Here is a 16760-nt window from a genome sequence, read left to right on the forward strand (position 1 = left end):
ACCCCACCCGTATGCTCATGGCCATGACTGTGGATGCGACGGCACACTCCCCGGCACAGACTTCCCGGGTTCGCATGCTTGCAAAAGTCACTCTTCCTGCGCTGGTCATTGGCGCGATGTGCGGAGTGCTGCTGTGGGCCATCGATGAGGCTGCTGAAGGCGTCACGGTGGTGATGTGGGAGTGGCTTCCGGAGGTCACGGGAATCGACCCCGAGGCACGCTGGTGGCCCATCGTGGTGTTGGGCCTCGCCGGACTCGCCGTCGGCACCGTGATCCGCTACGTGCCGGGCCACGGTGGCTACGACTCCGCCACGACGGAACTGGTGGCCCCTCCCCTGCCCCTGAAGGCACTACCGGGCATCGCACTCGCCCTCATCATTAGCTTGGGCGCTGGCGTCTCCCTGGGCCCAGAAAGCCCCATCATCTCGATCGCGGTGGGACTATCCGTGTGGGGCGTGGCGCGCATCCTGCCCGAGGCGGGACATGGCCAGATACTGCTGGTGGCGGGCGCCGGCATGGTGGGAGCAATGTTCGGCTCCCCCGTCGCCGCCGCGCTACTACTCACGGAAATGGTCGCGGGCCTCAAGGGCGGCGGACTGTTGTGGGACAAGTTGTTCGCTCCCGTGGCCGCAGCGGCCAGCGGTGCATTGGTCGCTCACTGGCTTGGCGTGGCGTTTACTCCGGGCGGCGACTCCGACTACACAGGACCGTCACTCATGGACCTCGCCGTGGGCATTCCGGTGGCGGTAGTCGCGGCCGTCGCTTCACTAGCCGGGGCGTGGCTCATGCCCAAGTTGTGGCACCTCCTGCGCCGGTACCCCAACCCCATTGTCTTCACCACCATCGGCGGCCTTGTGCTGGGAGTCTTGGGCAGCATCGGCGGCCACATCACATTGTTTAAGGGCGCAGCGGAGACGGGTGAGCTCATCGAGCGAGCCAGCGAGTTCTCCTTCTGGGCCCTGTTGGGCTTGGCGTTCATCAAGGTGGCGGCGCTGACGGTGTCCGCGGCTTCTGGGTTCCGCGGCGGACGGATCTTCCCCGCGGTGTTCATCGGTAGCGCGTTTGGCCTCGCCGGGCATGCTCTGGTGCCGGACTCATCGCTGTCGCTGGCGTTGGCCGCCGGCGCGATGGGGTCCATCCTGGCGGTGGGTCGAGACGGCTGGCTCGCCATCTTCATGGGCGTCGCACTCGTCGGAGACGTGACCGTCCTACCGATGATGTGCGTGATCGTCTTGCCAGTGTGGCTGTTCGTGACCTCCGGGCCGGAAATGCTGGTCCACGGCGCTACTGTTCCGCCCAAGGCCGGCCACGCGGCGCCACCGGAACCGCCTCAGTAGCAGCCGCACCGGCATCGGCCGTCCAGAGCACACCACCTCTCCGCGGACATGCGAAACGCCCCTGGTCTCGAGGGGTACTCGAGCCCAGGGGCGTGATTCCCGGCGATCCCCGGGTGAGGGGATGCCGTGGATAGTGCTCGCGGGTTACTTGCGTCCGCGGCCCTTCTTCGCAGGTGCCTTCTCAGCCTTGGCCTCGGCGGGAGCCTCAACCTCGGCGGCGGCCTCGGCCGGAGCCGACTGGCGAGCAACGATGTCCTCGTAGCGGACGCCGTAGTACGCGGCCTGCATCATGATCTTCATGTCGGCGAGCATCGGCAAACGGGGGTTGGCCGGTGCGCACTGGTCTTCGTAGGCGTTGAGTGCCAGGGTGTCGAGCGAACCGATGAAGTCCTCTTCGGCGATGCCCACTTCCTGGAACGAACGCTGGATGCCGACCTTGTCGCGCAGCTCTTCCACAGCGGTGGCGTAGGCCTCGACAGCCTCGTCCGGCGTGGAGTGAGCCAGACCCAGCACCTTGGCGATCTCCTGGAACCGCTCGGGAGCCACGTAGGACTCCTGCTTGGGCCATGAGGTCGGCTTGGTGGGGATCTTGCCGTTGTAACGGATGACGTGCGGCAGGTAGATGGCGTTGGTGCGGCCGTGTGCAACGTGGAAGGTGGAACCCGTCACGTGGCTCATGGCGTGGACCAGACCAAGGAACGCGTTACCGAATGCCATACCCGCCACGGTTGCGGCGTTGTGCATCTTCTCGCGGGCCTTCTCCTGTCCCGGTCCGCCCTTGACCGACTCTTCGATGTACTCGAAGACCATGCGGATGGCCTGGAGAGCCATACCGTCGGTGAAGTCGTTGGCGTAGACCGACACGAACGCCTCGGTGGCGTGCGTCAGAGCGTCGAAGCCGGAGTCCGCAGCCACCACGGCGGGCAGCTTCGAGGTCAGAACCGGGTCAACGATCGCGACGGACGGCGTGAGCGCGTAGTCAGCCAGCGGGTACTTGCGGCCGGTGTCGGTGTCGGTGATGACCGCAAACGGCGTCACCTCTGCACCGGTTCCCGAGGTGGTCGGGATGCAGACCAGCTGTGCCAGTTCGCCCAGCTGGGGGAACGTGAAGGCACGCTTACGGACGTCGAAGAACTTCTCCTTCAGGTCGCTGAAGACCACGTCCGGGTGTTCGTACATGAGCCACATGACCTTCGCGGCGTCCATGGGCGAGCCACCACCGATGGCGATCAAGGTGTCCGGCTTGAAGGCACGCAGGACCTCGGCGCCAGCCTGGACCGTCTTGATCGACGGCTCGGGCTCAACGTTGTCGATGATCTGCACGGAGACCTTGTTGTTGCGGCGGTTCAGCACGTCCAGCACGCGGTCCACAATGCCGATGCGGGTCATGGTGGCGTCGGTGATGATGGTGACGCGCTCCACGTCCGGCATGGACTTGAGGTAGCGGATGGAGTTGGGCTCAAAGTAGGTCTTTGCAGGAACCTTGAACCACTGCATGTTGTTGTTCCTCCGGCCGATGCGCTTGACGTTGATCAGGTTCACTGCGGACACGTTGTTGGACACCGAGTTGTGGCCGTAGGAGCCGCAGCCCAGGGTCAGCGAGGGCAGGAAGGCGTTGTAGATGTCACCGATTCCACCCTGCGACGAAGGCGAGTTGCAGATGATGCGGACTGCCTTGACGCGGCTTCCGAACTCCTTGATGAGGTCCTGGTCGGTGGCGTGGATCGCTGCCGAGTGGCCCAGGCCGTGGAACTCGACCATGCGCTCTGCGTAGTCCAGGCCCTGTTCGGTGGACTCGGACTTCAGCACTGCGAGGACGGGGCACAGCTTTTCGCGGGTCAGGGGCTCCGACTCACCGACGGTGGAGACCTCAGCCAGGATGATCGAGGTGTCGGCGGGGACAGAGAACCCAGCCTGCTCGGCAATCCAGGTGGGGTGCTTACCCACAACGTTCGGGTTGAGCTTGGCGCCGGCGCAGTTTTCGCCGGAGGCGGTCACACCGAAGATGAACTCTTCGAGCTTGGCCTTTTCTTCAGCGTTCACGCGGTAGGCGTGGAGCTTCTGGAACTCTGCGAGTGCCTCGTCGTAGATGGAAGCGTCGATGATCGCGGCCTGCTCCGACGCACACACCATGCCGTTGTCGAAGGCCTTCGAGATGATGATGTCGTTCACCGAACGCTTGAGGTTCGCAGACTCGTGAATGTAGGCGGGCACGTTTCCGGCACCGACACCCAGGGCGGGCTTACCGCAGGAGTAGGCCGCCTTCACCATGGCGTTTCCACCGGTGGCGAGGATCAGCGCAATGCCGTCGTGGTTCATCAGGGCGTTGGTGGCCTCGATGGAGGGGTGCTCGACCCACTGGATGCAGTTCTCGGGGGCGCCTGCCTTGATGGCGGCGTCACGGACGACGCGAGCTGCGGCGACCGAGGACTCCTGGGCGCTGGGGTGGAACGCGAACACGATCGGGTTGCGGGTCTTCAGCGCGACGAGCGACTTGAAGATCGCGGTCGAGGTGGGGTTGGTCACCGGGGTGACTCCACACACGACACCGACGGGCTCTGCGATCTCGGTGATGCCGAGCAGTTCGTCTTCGTGGATGACGCCCACGGTCTTCATGGGGCCCATCGAGTGGGTGACGTGCTCGCAAGCGAAGATGTTCTTGACGGCCTTGTCCTCGAAGACACCGCGGCCCGTTTCGGCCACAGCCTGGAGGGCGAGGTCGCCGTGCTGGCTCAGAGCGGCAACGGATGCCTTCTTGACCAGCAGGTCAACGTCTTCCTGAGTGAAGGCGCTGTAGGCCTGCAGTGCACGCTGGCCGTTCGCTACCAGACGGTCGATCTCTTCAGCAACCGACGGCTGGGCGGCCGTGGGACTGTCGACTGTGGCGGTCATGGTGTTTCTCCCTTGGGTCGCGGATCCCGGGTGGAATCCTGATACTTAGAATCTAGGGCTACCAGCGGGAGGATTCCTGAGGCGTAGGTCCCGCGGGACAAAGGTCCTGCCAGCGGTTTTGGGCGCAAGGGACGGGCCGATGCGCGCCGGGGGTCGTGGCTTGGGGGCCTCTGCTGAGGCCAGGCTCCAGCATGTGACGTCGTTGCGTCCGGTGTCGGGTCGTGCGCGACGCGCTGATACCGGCGTTGGGGCTTTAGAAGACCGTCAGGCCCCGCGCCTCGAACTGGCCGCGCACGCGCTCCACCAGCTCCTTGGAGGGCGGTTCTGTGCCCTCTAAGGCGTAGGTTTCGCCCAACTCATGCCACTTTTCGCGGCCCATTTGGTGGAACGGCAGCACCTCGACCCGCTCAAGCGAGGACAGCGTGGCCGCATAGTCGGCGACCTTTTCGACGTTGTCGAAGTCGTCCGTCAGACCAGGCACGACCACGAAGCGCAACCAGATCGGGATATTGCGTTCCGCCAGCTTGCGGCCAAAAACGAGTGTGGGCTCGAGCAGGCGTCCGGTGACCTTCTTGTAGGTCTCAGGGTCGCCAGACTTGACGTCCAACAGCACCAGGTCGGTGTTGTCGAGCAGATCGTCGGAGGCACGCAGGCCCAGGAATCCTGAGGTGTCGAGTGTGGTGTGAATGCCTTCGGCCTTGCATTCCGCGAAGACTCGTTCGACGAACGAGGCTTGCAGCAGTGCTTCGCCACCGGAGAGGGTTACTCCCCCATCGGACGCTTGGAGAACTGGCTTGTAGCGGCGCACTCGCTTCATCAGGTCGTCGACGTGGACGCGGGTGCCGCGGCGCATTTGCCAGGTGTCGGGGTTGTGGCAGTACAGGCAGCGAAGGGGGCAGCCTGCCAGGAAGAACGTGAGTCGAGTTCCGGGACCGTCGACGGCGGTGACCAACTCCCACGAGTGCACGGATCCCGTGTCGCCGCCCGCTTGCGCGGTACGGCGCAGATCGTCGTCTGCAGCCTCGAGTGGGGGCGTGTTGTGGAGGTCAATGGGGACGGACATGACCTGTGCTCCTTGGGGTGGGAACGAGTGGGGCCTGTGGGCGGAAGCCGCGGCTCCTGTCACCGCACACCGGTGACAGGAGCCGCGCTTCGCTTACAGACTTCCGTGGAAGGTGCGGGAAAGCACGTCGAGCTGCTGCTCGCGGGTGAGGCGGACGAAGTTCACGGCGTAGCCGGACACGCGCACCGTCAGCTGCGGGTAGTTCTCGGGGTGTTCCATCGCGTCTTCGAGGGTTTCGCGGTTCAGAACGTTGACGTTCATGTGGAAGCCCTGCGACACGGTGTAGGCGTCGAGCACACCGACCAGGTTCTTGACCTGCTCAGCCTTGTCCCGGCCCAGTCCGGACGGCACCACAGAGGTGGTCAGCGAGATGCCATCCTCTGCCTGGTCGTACGGAAGCTTCGCGACGGACAGTGCGGAAGCCACGATGCCGTGGGTGTCACGACCGTTCATGGGGTTGGCACCGGGTGCGAAGGGCTCGCCTGCACGGCGACCGTCGGGCGTGTTTCCGGTGTGCTTGCCGTACACCACGTTCGAGGTGATGGTCAGCACCGACTGGGTGTGCTTGGAGTTGCGGTAGGTGGGCTGGCGGCGCACCTTCTCCATGAAGCGACGGACCAGTTCCACGGCGATGTCGTCGGCGCGGTCGTCGTCGTTGCCGTAGGTGGGGTATTCACCTTCGACGTCGTAGTCGACAACCAGGCCGGTTTCGTCGCGCACGGGACGCACGGTGGCGTACTTGATGGCGGACAAGGAGTCCGTGGCGACCGAGAGGCCGGCGATGCCGCAGGCCATGGTGCGCAGGATTTCCTTGTCGTGCAGTGCCATCTCGATGCGCTCGTAGGCGTACTTGTCGTGCATGAAGTGGATGCAGTTGAGGGCGTCCACGTAGGTCTCAGCGAGCCAGTCCAGCAGCGAGTCGTAGGCGTTGAGGGTCTCGTCGAAGTCGAGCACCTCAGCGGTGAGCGGGTTGCTCACGGGGGCGATCTGCTTGCCGGAGATCTCGTCGCGACCACCGTTCACTGCGTACAGGAGCGCCTTGGCGAGGTTGACGCGAGCTCCGAAGAACTGCATCTGCTTGCCGACCTCCATGGCGGACACGCAGCACGCGATAGCGCCGTCGTCACCGCACTGCTGGCGGATCAGAGCGTCGGACTCGTACTGAATCGACGAGGTGTCGATCGAGACCTGGGCACAGTACTCCTTGAAGCCCTGCGGGAGCTGGTCAGACCAGAACACGGTCAGGTTCGGCTCCGGGGCGGGGCCCAAGTTGTACAGGGTCTGCAGGAAGCGGAAGGACGTCTTGGTGACCAGCGGGCGTCCGTCTTCTCCCATACCGCCGATGGACTCGGTCACCCAGGTGGGGTCACCGGAGAACAGGGCGTCGTACTCGGGGGTGCGCAGGAAGCGGACGATGCGCAGCTTGATGACGAAGTCATCGATGATTTCCTGTGCATCGGTCTCGGTGATGGTGCCTTCGGCGAGGTCGCGCTGGGCGTAAATGTCGAGGAAGGTCGAGGTGCGACCCAGCGACATGGCGGCGCCGTTCTGCTCCTTCACTGCGGCAAGGTAGCCGAAGTACAGCCACTGCACTGCTTCACGGAAGTTGCGGGCCGGACCGGAGATGTCGTAGCCGTAGGAGGCCGCCATCTGCTTGAGTTCGTTCAGCGCCTTGATCTGCTCGCTGTTTTCTTCGCGGTCGCGGATCACGTCTTCGACGGAGCGTTCCATGTCCAGCAGAGCACGCTCGCGCTTCTTGCCTGCGATGAGGGCGTCAACGCCGTACAGGGCAACACGGCGGTAGTCGCCGATGATGCGGCCACGGCCGTACGCGTCGGGAAGACCGGTGACGATGTGCGAGCTACGGGCTGCGCGGACGTTCGGAGGGTAAACGTCGAACACACCGTCGTTGTGGGTCTTGCGGTACTTGGTGAAGATGGTCTCGAGCTCGGGGTCCACGTCATAGCCGTAGGTTTCGAGGCTCTTGGCGACCATGCGCCAGCCACCGAACGGCATGATGGCGCGCTTCAGCGGCTCGTCGGTCTGGATACCTTCGATGACGTCTTCGCCGTCGAGCACGTGGCCCGGTGCGTGCGAAGTGATCGAGGAGGGCGTGGTGGCGTCAACGTCGTAGACGCCCTTTTCGCGCTCTGCGGGGAACTTTGCGGCGATGGAGTCCCAGGCGCGGGTGGTGCGCTCAGTGGGTCCCTCAAGGAAGCTGCTGTCGCCTTCATAAGGCGTGTAGTTGGCCTGGATGAAGCCGCGGACGTCGATTCCGTCGGCCCAGGGGCCACGGTCGAAGCCCCTCCACTCGTCCACGTGCGCGAGGTTGTCTGCGCCAGTGCGGGGATCAGTGGTCGTCATGATGGATTTCTCCCTCCGGGGCACGGGGTGAGCGGTGGTTCCGCTAGGGCTCCCGTGCGCTCTTCATCCAAGTTACGCCTGTGTTGTCAATGGTGTTTGGGACCTTCGACCCCAGTGGTCTAGGACCTATGCCACAGCCCCGCCTTGTCGTTGCCGGAACGTGACCTTCACGACAGCTTTTTTGCGGGCGAACCTGGGTTTTTTCCACCGGTTCTCGTTGCCGTGTCGTTGCACTGGCACGTGGACCGGTACGGTGAGCGCATGGCAGCAACGTCGCTCTCATCGTCCCTCATTGTTGATGGCTGGACTCTCACGCATTCCGGTGGCACCGCCCCGGCTGCAGTGGAGGGCGCCACAGTCCCTGCGGACGTGCCCGGCACCACCCATGTGGACTTGTTGAGCGCAGGCCTCATCCCGGATCCTTACCTCTCTACCAATGAAGCAGACTTGGCGTGGATGCATCTGTGCCAGTGGCGTTACGCCACCACGTTTGATGCGGACCCGGTGGAGCCAGGCGAGCGGGTGGATCTGGTCTTTGACGGCCTCGACACGGTCGCGACGGTTCGGCTCAATGGCACCGAGGTTGCGCGCACCAAGAACATGCACCGTTCCTACCGTTTTGATGTCCGCGAGCTTCTCTCTACTGACAGCAACGCGCTCGAAGTCGATTTCGCATCGGCCCTTGAATATGCCCAGAACCTCACGGAGACGTTGGGGCACCGTCCCACCCCCTACCCACACCCCTACCCTGCGGTGCGCAAGATGGCGTGCTCGTTTGGCTGGGACTGGGGCCCAGATTTGCAGACCGCGGGGATCTGGAAGCCGGTCAAGCTGGAACGGTGGAGGACGGCGCGAATCGACACGGTCCGTCCGGTGGTGACCCTCGATGGCTGCAATGGCCGTGTCGAGGCACACGTCACCGTGGAACGCGCCGCCGACTGCGATTTGCATCTGCACGCCACGATTGGCGGTGTGGAGGCGGGCGCCACGATTGTGGCGGGCGAGTCGCAGGGCACTGTGGTGCTCGAGGTTCCTGACGTGGAACGTTGGTGGCCGCGCGGATATGGCGAGGCTCACTTGTATGACTTCGAGTTGACGCTCAGCGCTGGCGAGGGAGCCGATGCGGCGGCGTTGGATTCGTACCGAACTCGCCTGGGTTTCCGCACCGTCGAGGTGGACATGAGTCACGACGGCACGGGGGCGGCATTCACGTTTGTGGTCAACGGCGAGCCGGTCTTTGTGAAGGGCGCCAACTGGATTCCCGACGACCACCTGCTCACGCGGATTACGCGTGACCGGCTGGAGCGGCGCATCACCCAGGCCACCGATGCCCACATGAACCTGCTGCGCATTTGGGGCGGCGGCATCTACGAGTCCGAGGACTTCTACGAGCTCTGTGACGAGGCCGGCGTGATGGTGTGGCAGGACTTCCTGTTCGCCTGCGCCGCCTATGCCGAAGGCGCTCCCCTGCGCGGCGAGGTCGAAGCGGAGGCCCGTGAGGCGATCGTTCGCCTGATGCCGCATGCGTCGCTGGTGTTGTGGAACGGTTCCAACGAGAACATTTGGGGTTGGCACGACTGGAACTGGCAAGGCCACATTGGCGGCGATGGCACGTGGGGCATCGGCTACTACGAGGAACTGCTGCCGGCCTTGGTGGCGGACTTGGATCCCACTCGCACGTACACGCCGTCGTCCCCCTTCAGCCCGCATCAGCCGTACGACACAGTTCACCCCAACGACCCCGCGTGGGGACCTATCCACGAGTGGCAGGTGTGGAACACGCTCGACTACACCCACTACGGCTCGTATGTCCCGCGTTTCTCCTCCGAATATGGGTTCCAGGGCCCGCCCGCGTGGGCCACGTTGACGCGATCGATTCCGGAAGAGGACCGGCATCAGGAATCAGCGGCGTGGTTGGCGCACCAGAAGGCTCACGAGGGCAACGACAAACTCAACCGGGGCTTGCGTCCGCATTTGCCGGCAGGCCGTGACTTTGAGGAGTGGCATTGGGCCACGCAGTTGAACCAGGCGCGCGCTATCCGGTTCGCGATTGAGCACTACCGCTCGTGGTGGCCTCAAACTGCTGGGTCGATCATGTGGCAGCTCAACGACTGCTGGCCAGTCACCTCCTGGGCTGCGGTAGATGGAGACGAGCGTCTCAAGCCTTTGTGGTTTGCGTTGCGTGCGGGATATGCGCCTCGCATTCTGACGTTCCAGCCGCGTGGCGCTGATGGCGAACTCGATACCTCGGGATTGCCGCATGTGGTGGCGGTCAATGACTCGGACGAGGATTGGGATGAGACTCTGACGCTGAGCCGGGTCTCGCTCGATGGCGAAGAGCGGGCTGTCAGCACTGTGCATTTGGCCGTCCCTGCGCGCCAGGCGGTGACGATTCCGGTGCCGTCTCATGTGGTGCACATTGAGGATCCCGCCCGGGAGTTGTTGGTGGCGGACGCCGGTTACGCCGGCGATGAGGATCACGTGCGTGCCGTATGGACCGATGCTGAGGACAAGGACTTTGCACATGCGGCGCGGCCGTTCACCGCAACGGCTGCCGCTGCTGCGGGCGGCTACGAGGTGACGGTGACAGCGCAAGAGTTTGTGCGGGACCTGGCGCTGCTGGCGGACAAAGTTGCGGCTGATGCTGTGGTCTCGGACACGTTGGTGACGTTGCTTCCCGATGAGCGGGTGACGTTCCGGATTGCCACGAGTGCAGATGTGGATCCGCAGGACTTCCTGGGCGAACGAGTGTTGGTGAGCGCGAACTCGCTGGTGGCGGGCGCGCACGACTAGTACGTCGCTAGCTGGCGCGTGCGGTGGCGTTCACCTCAAGGGTGATGCCGTCTGACCAAGGTGCGAGCGCGTCGAGGTTGAACAGCAGCGGCACCGTGCGGGCCAGTGTCACACTGGCACTGCGGGTGTCCGCTGCGCTCGCGTCTGTCACGGCAACGCCTGCCACCCAGGCTTCCGGATGGGCGGCGAGGGTGGCGGCCGCTGATTGTCTGATGTGGGATTCGGTCAGGTGCACGGCCTGGGTGACGTCTCCTGGCGGGCGCGGAGCGTTGCCCACTGCCTCGAGGACGGTCTGGTCGGCGAGCGCGAGCAGTCGCATCCGTTGCACGTGAACATCGGTGGCAACAGCGACCACAAGAGCGGCGATCAGGACGATCACCACCCACCCGAGCGCGAACACGGACGCCGCTCCCCTGTCATCTGTGGCGTGGGAGCGGGTGGTTCGCGGCAGCGTGCCGTGAGCAGCGGTGGCCGAACTCATGGTGGGGCCGAGCACATGTGTCATGGGCTTCCCGGGACGTGAGCGGGAGCGGCAGCATCGACGGTCACGACCATCGGAATAGCGCGACGAACCAGATCGGGGACGCCTGGAAGCGGAACGTCGATGCGGACGTGCGCAAGAATCTCCGATCCCGGGGCTAGGCACTCACCTTCACAGGAGAGGGCAAGATCTGGCGGCGTGACACCGAAGTCTTCCGCGATGAGCAGGGCGGACCCGTGTGCCTGCTCCACTCCGGCCTCATACGCGACGAGCGCTGGCGTGCCGTGGTCGATGCTGTCGATACCGGTCGAGACAACCGTCCGCGAAGCGGAGCGGGCGATGGATTCCGCGGCGTAGGTGGCGGCTTGAATCTGGGCCAAGCTGATGATGAGGTACGTGAGCGGGATGAGGGCGAGTACCGCGATGCCAAGGAACTCCACGATCGCTCCCCCGCGGTCATCGGCCACCCGCAACTGACGAGGGCTTCGGACTACCCGCCACCAGCGCGACCTCCGCGAGCGCTGACGGCCCTCCACGCGGCTGCCCATCATGTGCGCCCTTCCTCGATGGCTCGTCCGGTCACTGCAATGCGCCCCGCTCCCCACATGCCCACCAGGGGGACGGGAGCCGACACCGTCACGGACGCGACGGACACGCCGGAGATGGATTCTTCCCGCCCTTCCGCCTCGACACTGATGGACCCGAGCGACTGTTGGGCAAGGTCGATCGCTCGCGCCGCCCCGTCCGCAGGACTCCGGTCCGCGAGCGCAGCATGTTGGGCGCCTGCGCTTGCCGTGGATTGCAGTGTGTTGCGGACGTGGAGAGCGAAGACCAACTGGATGAGTGCCAAGCCGATGATGACCACCATGATGGCAACGCCAAGGAACTCTACGAGGGCGCTGCCCTGGTCGTTGCCCCTAGTTGCCCGTAACCGATTCAATGGCCGAGTCGAAGAGGTTCGATAGCGCAGGCTCAGCGACCGCCCACAGCACCGCCACAAGTCCAGCCGACATCAGCGTGATCAAGACCCACCCGGGCACATCCCCGCGGTCGGAACGGGCGTCAGCGAGTCGTCTCGCGACAGCTCCGGCCGCGCGATCTTTCCAGGTATTTTCCTTCATGTCTTCCTTCTTCAGAGTGGGGCCACGACAACGTTCCGAGACGCCGCGCGGCGATTGCTGATGAGCGGTGGCACTACAGGCGTAGCGCCACCAAGCCGGGAAACACGGCAAAGACCACGGTGACCGGGAGGATCAGGAACACCACGGGGACGAGCATCGCGAGCTCACGTTTTCCGCCCTCCTCGATCAGGGCATCGCGTCGCTGGGTCCGCACGTCCTGAGCTTGTGCCCGCAACACGTGAGACAACGGGGTGCCACGTTCTACTGCGGTCGCGATTCCGTCCGCGAACCGCGAGAGTGCGGGCACGTGGAGGCTCGCGGCCATCTCTTGCAACGCCGCAGGTAGCCGCTGCCCCGCCCGCACGGCGTTGAGCGCTCCGTCGAGTTCTCGACTCATGACTCCATCGGTGAGCCGAACGACGCGTTCGAGTGCAGGCGCCGCGGCCTCGCCTGCGCTTACCGCGAGCGCGAGCAGGTCCGCAATCGCGGGCAACTCTGCGAGGATGTGTCGCCTTCTCACTGCGACTGCGCGGGACAGCAGGGCATCACGCGCGATCACACCCCCAGCGGTGGCCACCACCACGAGAACGGTCAACGACAGCACGCCGGACTGGCGCGTGGCGGACAGGACGAGTGCGGCGAGAAGCCCTGCGCCCATCCCGGCCACACCACACAGCACTTGCTGAGCGCGGTACTGCTCGACAGTGAGGTGACTGCCGCTGCGCCGCAGGCGGGTCCGGATCTGTTCCGTGGGTGATCCGTACCGAGACAGCAGCGGTGATGCGTCACGCACCACGGGGGCGAGGAGGCGTTCCAGAGTGGGCCATGGGGTGACGGTGACTGACCGGCGCGCGATCTCGTCGCTCGCACTCGCTCGCACGTAGGGCGCTATTCGCGCGTCAAAGAGTGTGCGCCGAGAACGCGTCCACAGGTACACGCACCACAGCCCGAGCCCCAGCAGCGAGCCCCACAGCATCGCCTGACCCGTCACCGCAGTACCCGCTGCTCGGTCGTGAGCCGCCCTGCCCTCATCATCAGGCGATATGCCACCACGGTGCACCCGCCGCCCACGCCGAGGACCAGCACACCCGCGGCAGAGTTGTAGGCATCAGCGTTGCCGCCGCGTGCAGCCAGCAGTGCCAACAACACCCAGGGTGCGGCTACAGCCAAGCGCGCGGCGTTCACGGTCCAGCTCTGGCGGGCCTCCAGTTCACCCCGCACCCGCGCATCTTCCCGGAGAAACTCCGCCAAGGTTCGCAACACGTGGCCCACATCGGTCCCGCCCACGTCTCGGGTCAGTCGCAAGGTCTCGACGATGCGGTCAGCGACCGGGTCAGCCAGGCGCGCTTTAAGCAAGTCAAGGCAGTCACCAAACCGGCCCGATGCTCGATAGTCCGCCGCGAACAACACGAACGGCTCACGAAGCTCACGCGGGCCACGCTCGCCCAGTTGAGAGATCGCCTCGGGAAGCGCGAGGCCCGCCCGGATTCCTGACGCCAACGTGTCGACTGCGTCTGGCCACAGATGACGTGCGGCCTGAACCCGTTGACGTGCCCTCATCGCGACTAAAGCAAATGGCGCACGTGAGGCAAGGACGGCGAAGCACAGGGCGATGATCGGAGACCCGGTGAGCCCAAGCGCCACGACCAGCACCAGTGCGCCCAGCGCTACGGCCGTCGCGATCAAGCCCTGGGGAGTGACAGCACCGGCCCCTGCGAGAACCAACCGGTCGGCAGTCCGGGCGTGCCACCCATCACTCCGCACGCGGGCATCCTGAGGCAGTGGCCACCACGACCACCACACCAGACACAGTCCGACACCGAGCACGAGTCCCCACACGGCTCCCATCGCTGCTACACCCCCGACTTCACGAGCACGGTGCCGTCGTGGCGGAAGACCGGCGCCAGGGAAATCACTCCCCCGTCGACGTTCCCCGGCACATGAACGATCTCGTGAACGTACCGGTGGCCCTCGCGCCCGCGCCGCAGATGCACGACCAAGTCAACGGACGCGGCAACGGTGGGGACCACGAAACGATCCGTGACGTTCTCTCCCGCAAGGAGTGGCAGCGTGCACAGTTTGGTGATGGCATCGCGTGCGGAGTTGGCGTGGACAGTACACATGCCGGGCACGCCAGAGTTCAGCGCAATAAGGAGGTCGAGCGCTTCTGCCTCGCGGACCTCCCCCACGATGATGCGGTCTGGCCGCATGCGAAGGGCTTCTTTGACCAGACGCCGCAGCGGAATCTCCCCCGTGCCTTCGAGGGATGACTGCCGGCATTGCAGAGCCACCGTGTCACGGGAGGCGGGAGTGAGTTCGAAGACCTCTTCACATGTGACGACACGCTCGCGGGCGGGCAGTGCGCCCGTCAGTGCGTTGAGCATCGTGGTTTTGCCTGCCTGTGTCGCGCCTGACACCAGAACGTTGGCACCGTCGGCGATGGCACTGGTCAGGAACGCGGCCGCCGGCGACGAGAGACTGCCCAGCGCCACCATGTCCGCCAGCGACGCGGCACGCGCCACAAACTTGCGAATGTTGACGGCCCAGTGCCGGCGAGTGACGTCGGGAATGACCACATGCAGGCGTTCACCGCCAGGCAGGGTCGCATCCACGAACGGTGACGACAGATCGAGTCGACGGCCAGAACTCTTGAGCATGCGCTCCACAAGGTCACGCACGCTGTCATCGGTGAGCAACGTGGTGGTCAGTTCAGAGCGTCCGGCCTTCGCGACAAACACCTGTGTGGGCGAGTTGATCCAGATCTCCTCGACCTCAGGATCATCCAGGTAGCGCTGGAGCGGACCCAAGCCCGCCACCGAGTCCACCACTGACCGCGACAGTGCTGCAGCATCGGCCACCGGAGCCACGCTCCCGGTCAATGACTGCGCATCCCACTGCGCCAGTGCCTCATCCACCATGACCCGCACGGATGCCACGTCTTGGATGGGGTCAACCCCAGTTTCACGAATACGTTGGCGCACCTGAGACTCAATCAGTGCTGCCGCCTCCCCTGTCATAGGCACCGACCCTAGGAAGGTTCACTCACAGACGCGAGAGGGTCAGGACGATCTGTGGATAACTCCCCCACGCCCAGGTCAGCGCGGTGTGCCACCATGAACAGATGTGCGGACGCTACGGGAACTTCCTCACGGAACAGGAACTGGTCGATCACTTCCACATCGCTGCCGTAGCAGACGAGCCGCGCCTGTTCGATCCCAACTGGAACGTCTCCCCTACCCAACTGGTAGCGATCGTGGTGCCAGGCAAGGAAGACGACCCCGGTCGCAGGCTGGAAGCGGCCCGCTGGGGCCTGGTGCCGTCCTGGGCCAAGGACCCCAGCATTGGCTCACGCATGATCAACGCGCGTTCGGAGACCGTGGCAGACAAGCCATCGTTCCGCTCCGCGTTCGCGAAGCGGCGCTGCATTGTTCCGGCAAGTGGCTACTTTGAATGGCAGACCAGCGAGGCTGGCAAGCAGCCGTTCTGGATTCACTCAGCAGACGAGGCCCCGCTGGCGTTTGCGGGACTGTACGAGTTCTGGCGGGACAAAGCCTTGGGCGATGCCGCACCTTGGCTAGTGACGACGACCATCATGACCACCGCGGCCCGTGGGCCCATGCGGGACATCCACGACCGCCAGCCCGTCATGCTGGACCACGATGCGACGGACGCTTGGCTCGATCGTGGCAGCGACCAAGGAACGTTGTTTGATGTGATTTCCGTCCCATCGCCGGAACTTGCCTGGCATCCGGTGCGTCCTGAAGTGGGAAGTCCCAAGAACAACGGGCCGGAAAACGTGGTGCGCTACGTGGCGTAGCACTTACTGCATTGACCTGCGCCGTTGATACGATCAAAGGCACCCGTGTGAACGCACGCCATGGCCAAAGGAGCATCATGATCAGGGTCGGTATCGCGGAAGACGTCGCGGCCAACCGCACAGACCTGCTGAACCATCTGGCCAGGTACTCCGAGGAAAACGGCACCGAGTTCGATATCAGCGAGTACGAGGACGGCGCGGACCTGGTCGAGAACTACCGCCCGCGGTTCGACATCCTGTTCCTCGACGTCGAAATGGCCCGCATGGACGGTCTGGAATCGGCCCGTCGGATCCGCCAAACAGACCCTGAAGTCATCATCATCTTTGTGACCAACATGGCGCAGTACGCCATCAAGGGTTACCAAGTCGACGCGCTGTCCTACTTAGTGAAGCCCGTGCCGTACTTTGCGTTTGCCCAGGAGCTCACCCGGTCGCTGTCCAGGTTGCGCCGTCCCGAAGACGACGCTGTGATGCTGAACGTAGGCGGGCGGGTTGCTCGCCTTGCTGTGGCGGACATCGTGTACGTGGAGTCCGTGAAGCACCGCATCACTGTGCACACGTTGGACTCCGAGTACGCATTCTCCGGCACACTCAAAGCTGTCGAGGAAGAACTGGAAGGCCGCGGGTTCTACCGGTCCAACAACTGTTACATCGTGAACTTGCGGCACGTCACCTCGGTGGAGCCTGCCAGCTGCGTGATGACGGGCGGGGCGGAGCTGGCGGTGAGCCGGCCACGACGTAAGGGCTTCCTCGATGCGCTGACAGACGACGTAGACCGCCGGGCCCGCACATGAACCGCCGCATCCAGGCCCACCCATGATCGTCGACGCACTTCCCGACATCCCGCGCCTGTTCACCGGCATTGCCGAATGGTCGGCCTGCATGGTGTACA

At 64.5% G+C, this 16760-nt stretch carries 14 protein-coding genes; 4 read left to right on the forward strand and 10 right to left on the reverse strand.

Annotated features, from left to right (window positions below; all coding sequences use genetic code 11):
* The first annotated feature begins 23 nt into the window (after window positions 1-23).
* Window positions 24-1337, forward strand: coding sequence for an ion channel protein (locus tag ON058_RS09200; RefSeq protein WP_274668746.1), 1314 nt, complete (start codon window positions 24-26; stop codon window positions 1335-1337).
* A 144-nt stretch (window positions 1338-1481) separates the two neighbouring features.
* Here ON058_RS09200 and adhE read toward each other — a convergent pair whose 3' ends face one another.
* From adhE to pflB, 3 genes are all read right to left on the reverse strand, one after another.
* A complete protein-coding gene (adhE, locus tag ON058_RS09205; RefSeq protein ID WP_274668747.1) occupies window positions 1482-4229 on the reverse strand; it encodes a bifunctional acetaldehyde-CoA/alcohol dehydrogenase in 2748 nt (915 codons plus the stop codon).
* Window positions 4230-4482: 253 nt separating this feature from the next.
* On the reverse strand, window positions 4483-5292 hold the full coding sequence (gene pflA / locus ON058_RS09210; protein WP_274668748.1) for a pyruvate formate-lyase-activating protein: 810 nt from the start codon (window positions 5290-5292) through the stop codon (window positions 4483-4485).
* Window positions 5293-5385: 93 nt separating this feature from the next.
* Window positions 5386-7656: a formate C-acetyltransferase gene (gene pflB / locus ON058_RS09215; RefSeq protein ID WP_274668749.1), complete on the reverse strand. Its 2271-nt coding sequence runs from the start codon at window positions 7654-7656 to the stop codon at window positions 5386-5388.
* 261 nt (window positions 7657-7917) lie between these two features.
* Between pflB and ON058_RS09220 the strand changes: the two genes are divergently transcribed.
* Window positions 7918-10449: a glycoside hydrolase family 2 protein gene (locus tag ON058_RS09220; RefSeq protein WP_274668750.1), complete on the forward strand. Its 2532-nt coding sequence runs from the start codon at window positions 7918-7920 to the stop codon at window positions 10447-10449.
* A gap of 7 nt (window positions 10450-10456) precedes the next feature.
* Here the strand turns inward: ON058_RS09220 and ON058_RS09225 are convergent, their stop codons facing one another.
* The 7 genes from ON058_RS09225 to ON058_RS09255 form a co-directional block, all read right to left on the reverse strand.
* Window positions 10457-10954 (reverse strand): pilus assembly protein TadG-related protein, encoded by a 498-nt coding sequence (locus ON058_RS09225; RefSeq protein ID WP_274668751.1) that lies wholly within the window; start codon window positions 10952-10954, stop codon window positions 10457-10459.
* Window positions 10951-11481, reverse strand: a complete 531-nt coding sequence (locus ON058_RS09230; protein WP_274668752.1) for a pilus assembly protein — start codon at window positions 11479-11481, stop codon at window positions 10951-10953. The genes ON058_RS09225 and ON058_RS09230 overlap by 4 nt, the downstream gene beginning before the upstream one ends.
* Entirely contained in the window at window positions 11478-11930 is a 453-nt protein-coding gene (locus tag ON058_RS09235; RefSeq protein WP_342453037.1) for a TadE family protein, read from the reverse strand. The genes ON058_RS09230 and ON058_RS09235 overlap by 4 nt, the downstream gene beginning before the upstream one ends.
* On the reverse strand, window positions 11848-12051 hold the full coding sequence (locus ON058_RS09240; RefSeq protein WP_274668754.1) for a hypothetical protein: 204 nt from the start codon (window positions 12049-12051) through the stop codon (window positions 11848-11850). Before ON058_RS09240 ends, ON058_RS09235 begins: the two co-directional genes overlap by 83 nt.
* A gap of 73 nt (window positions 12052-12124) precedes the next feature.
* A complete protein-coding gene (locus ON058_RS09245) occupies window positions 12125-13042 on the reverse strand; it encodes a type II secretion system F family protein (RefSeq protein ID WP_274668755.1) in 918 nt (305 codons plus the stop codon).
* On the reverse strand, window positions 13039-13899 hold the full coding sequence (locus tag ON058_RS09250; protein ID WP_274668756.1) for a type II secretion system F family protein: 861 nt from the start codon (window positions 13897-13899) through the stop codon (window positions 13039-13041). Before ON058_RS09250 ends, ON058_RS09245 begins: the two co-directional genes overlap by 4 nt.
* 5 nt (window positions 13900-13904) lie before the next feature.
* A complete protein-coding gene (locus ON058_RS09255) occupies window positions 13905-15068 on the reverse strand; it encodes a CpaF family protein (RefSeq protein ID WP_274668757.1) in 1164 nt (387 codons plus the stop codon).
* Between the two features lie 104 nt (window positions 15069-15172).
* On the opposite strand from ON058_RS09255, the gene ON058_RS09260 reads away from it, so the two are divergent.
* Window positions 15173-15868 carry an SOS response-associated peptidase gene (locus tag ON058_RS09260; protein ID WP_274668758.1) on the forward strand — a complete coding sequence of 232 codons (696 nt, stop codon included), beginning with the start codon at window positions 15173-15175 and terminating at the stop codon, window positions 15866-15868.
* A 77-nt stretch (window positions 15869-15945) separates the two neighbouring features.
* A complete protein-coding gene (locus tag ON058_RS09265; RefSeq protein ID WP_274668759.1) occupies window positions 15946-16662 on the forward strand; it encodes a LytTR family DNA-binding domain-containing protein in 717 nt (238 codons plus the stop codon).
* Window positions 16663-16760: the final 98 nt, after the last annotated feature.

Source organism: Demequina sp. B12, assembly GCF_028823635.1.
GTDB lineage: Bacteria > Actinomycetota > Actinomycetes > Actinomycetales > Demequinaceae > Demequina.

Coding starts and splice junctions, on each gene's coding strand:
- adhE (WP_274668747.1), bottom strand. CDS start 4,229: ATGACCGCCACAGTCGACAGTCCCACGGCCGCCCAGCCGTCGGTTGCT.
- ON058_RS09220 (WP_274668750.1), top strand. CDS start 7,918: ATGGCAGCAACGTCGCTCTCATCGTCCCTCATTGTTGATGGCTGGACT.
- ON058_RS09250 (WP_274668756.1), bottom strand. CDS start 13,899: ATGGGAGCCGTGTGGGGACTCGTGCTCGGTGTCGGACTGTGTCTGGTG.
- ON058_RS09255 (WP_274668757.1), bottom strand. CDS start 15,068: ATGACAGGGGAGGCGGCAGCACTGATTGAGTCTCAGGTGCGCCAACGT.
- ON058_RS09240 (WP_274668754.1), bottom strand. CDS start 12,051: ATGAAGGAAAATACCTGGAAAGATCGCGCGGCCGGAGCTGTCGCGAGA.
- ON058_RS09265 (WP_274668759.1), top strand. CDS start 15,946: ATGATCAGGGTCGGTATCGCGGAAGACGTCGCGGCCAACCGCACAGAC.
- ON058_RS09225 (WP_274668751.1), bottom strand. CDS start 10,954: ATGACACATGTGCTCGGCCCCACCATGAGTTCGGCCACCGCTGCTCAC.
- ON058_RS09260 (WP_274668758.1), top strand. CDS start 15,173: ATGTGCGGACGCTACGGGAACTTCCTCACGGAACAGGAACTGGTCGAT.
- ON058_RS09200 (WP_274668746.1), top strand. CDS start 24: ATGACTGTGGATGCGACGGCACACTCCCCGGCACAGACTTCCCGGGTT.
- pflA (WP_274668748.1), bottom strand. CDS start 5,292: ATGTCCGTCCCCATTGACCTCCACAACACGCCCCCACTCGAGGCTGCA.
- ON058_RS09230 (WP_274668752.1), bottom strand. CDS start 11,481: ATGATGGGCAGCCGCGTGGAGGGCCGTCAGCGCTCGCGGAGGTCGCGC.
- pflB (WP_274668749.1), bottom strand. CDS start 7,656: ATGACGACCACTGATCCCCGCACTGGCGCAGACAACCTCGCGCACGTG.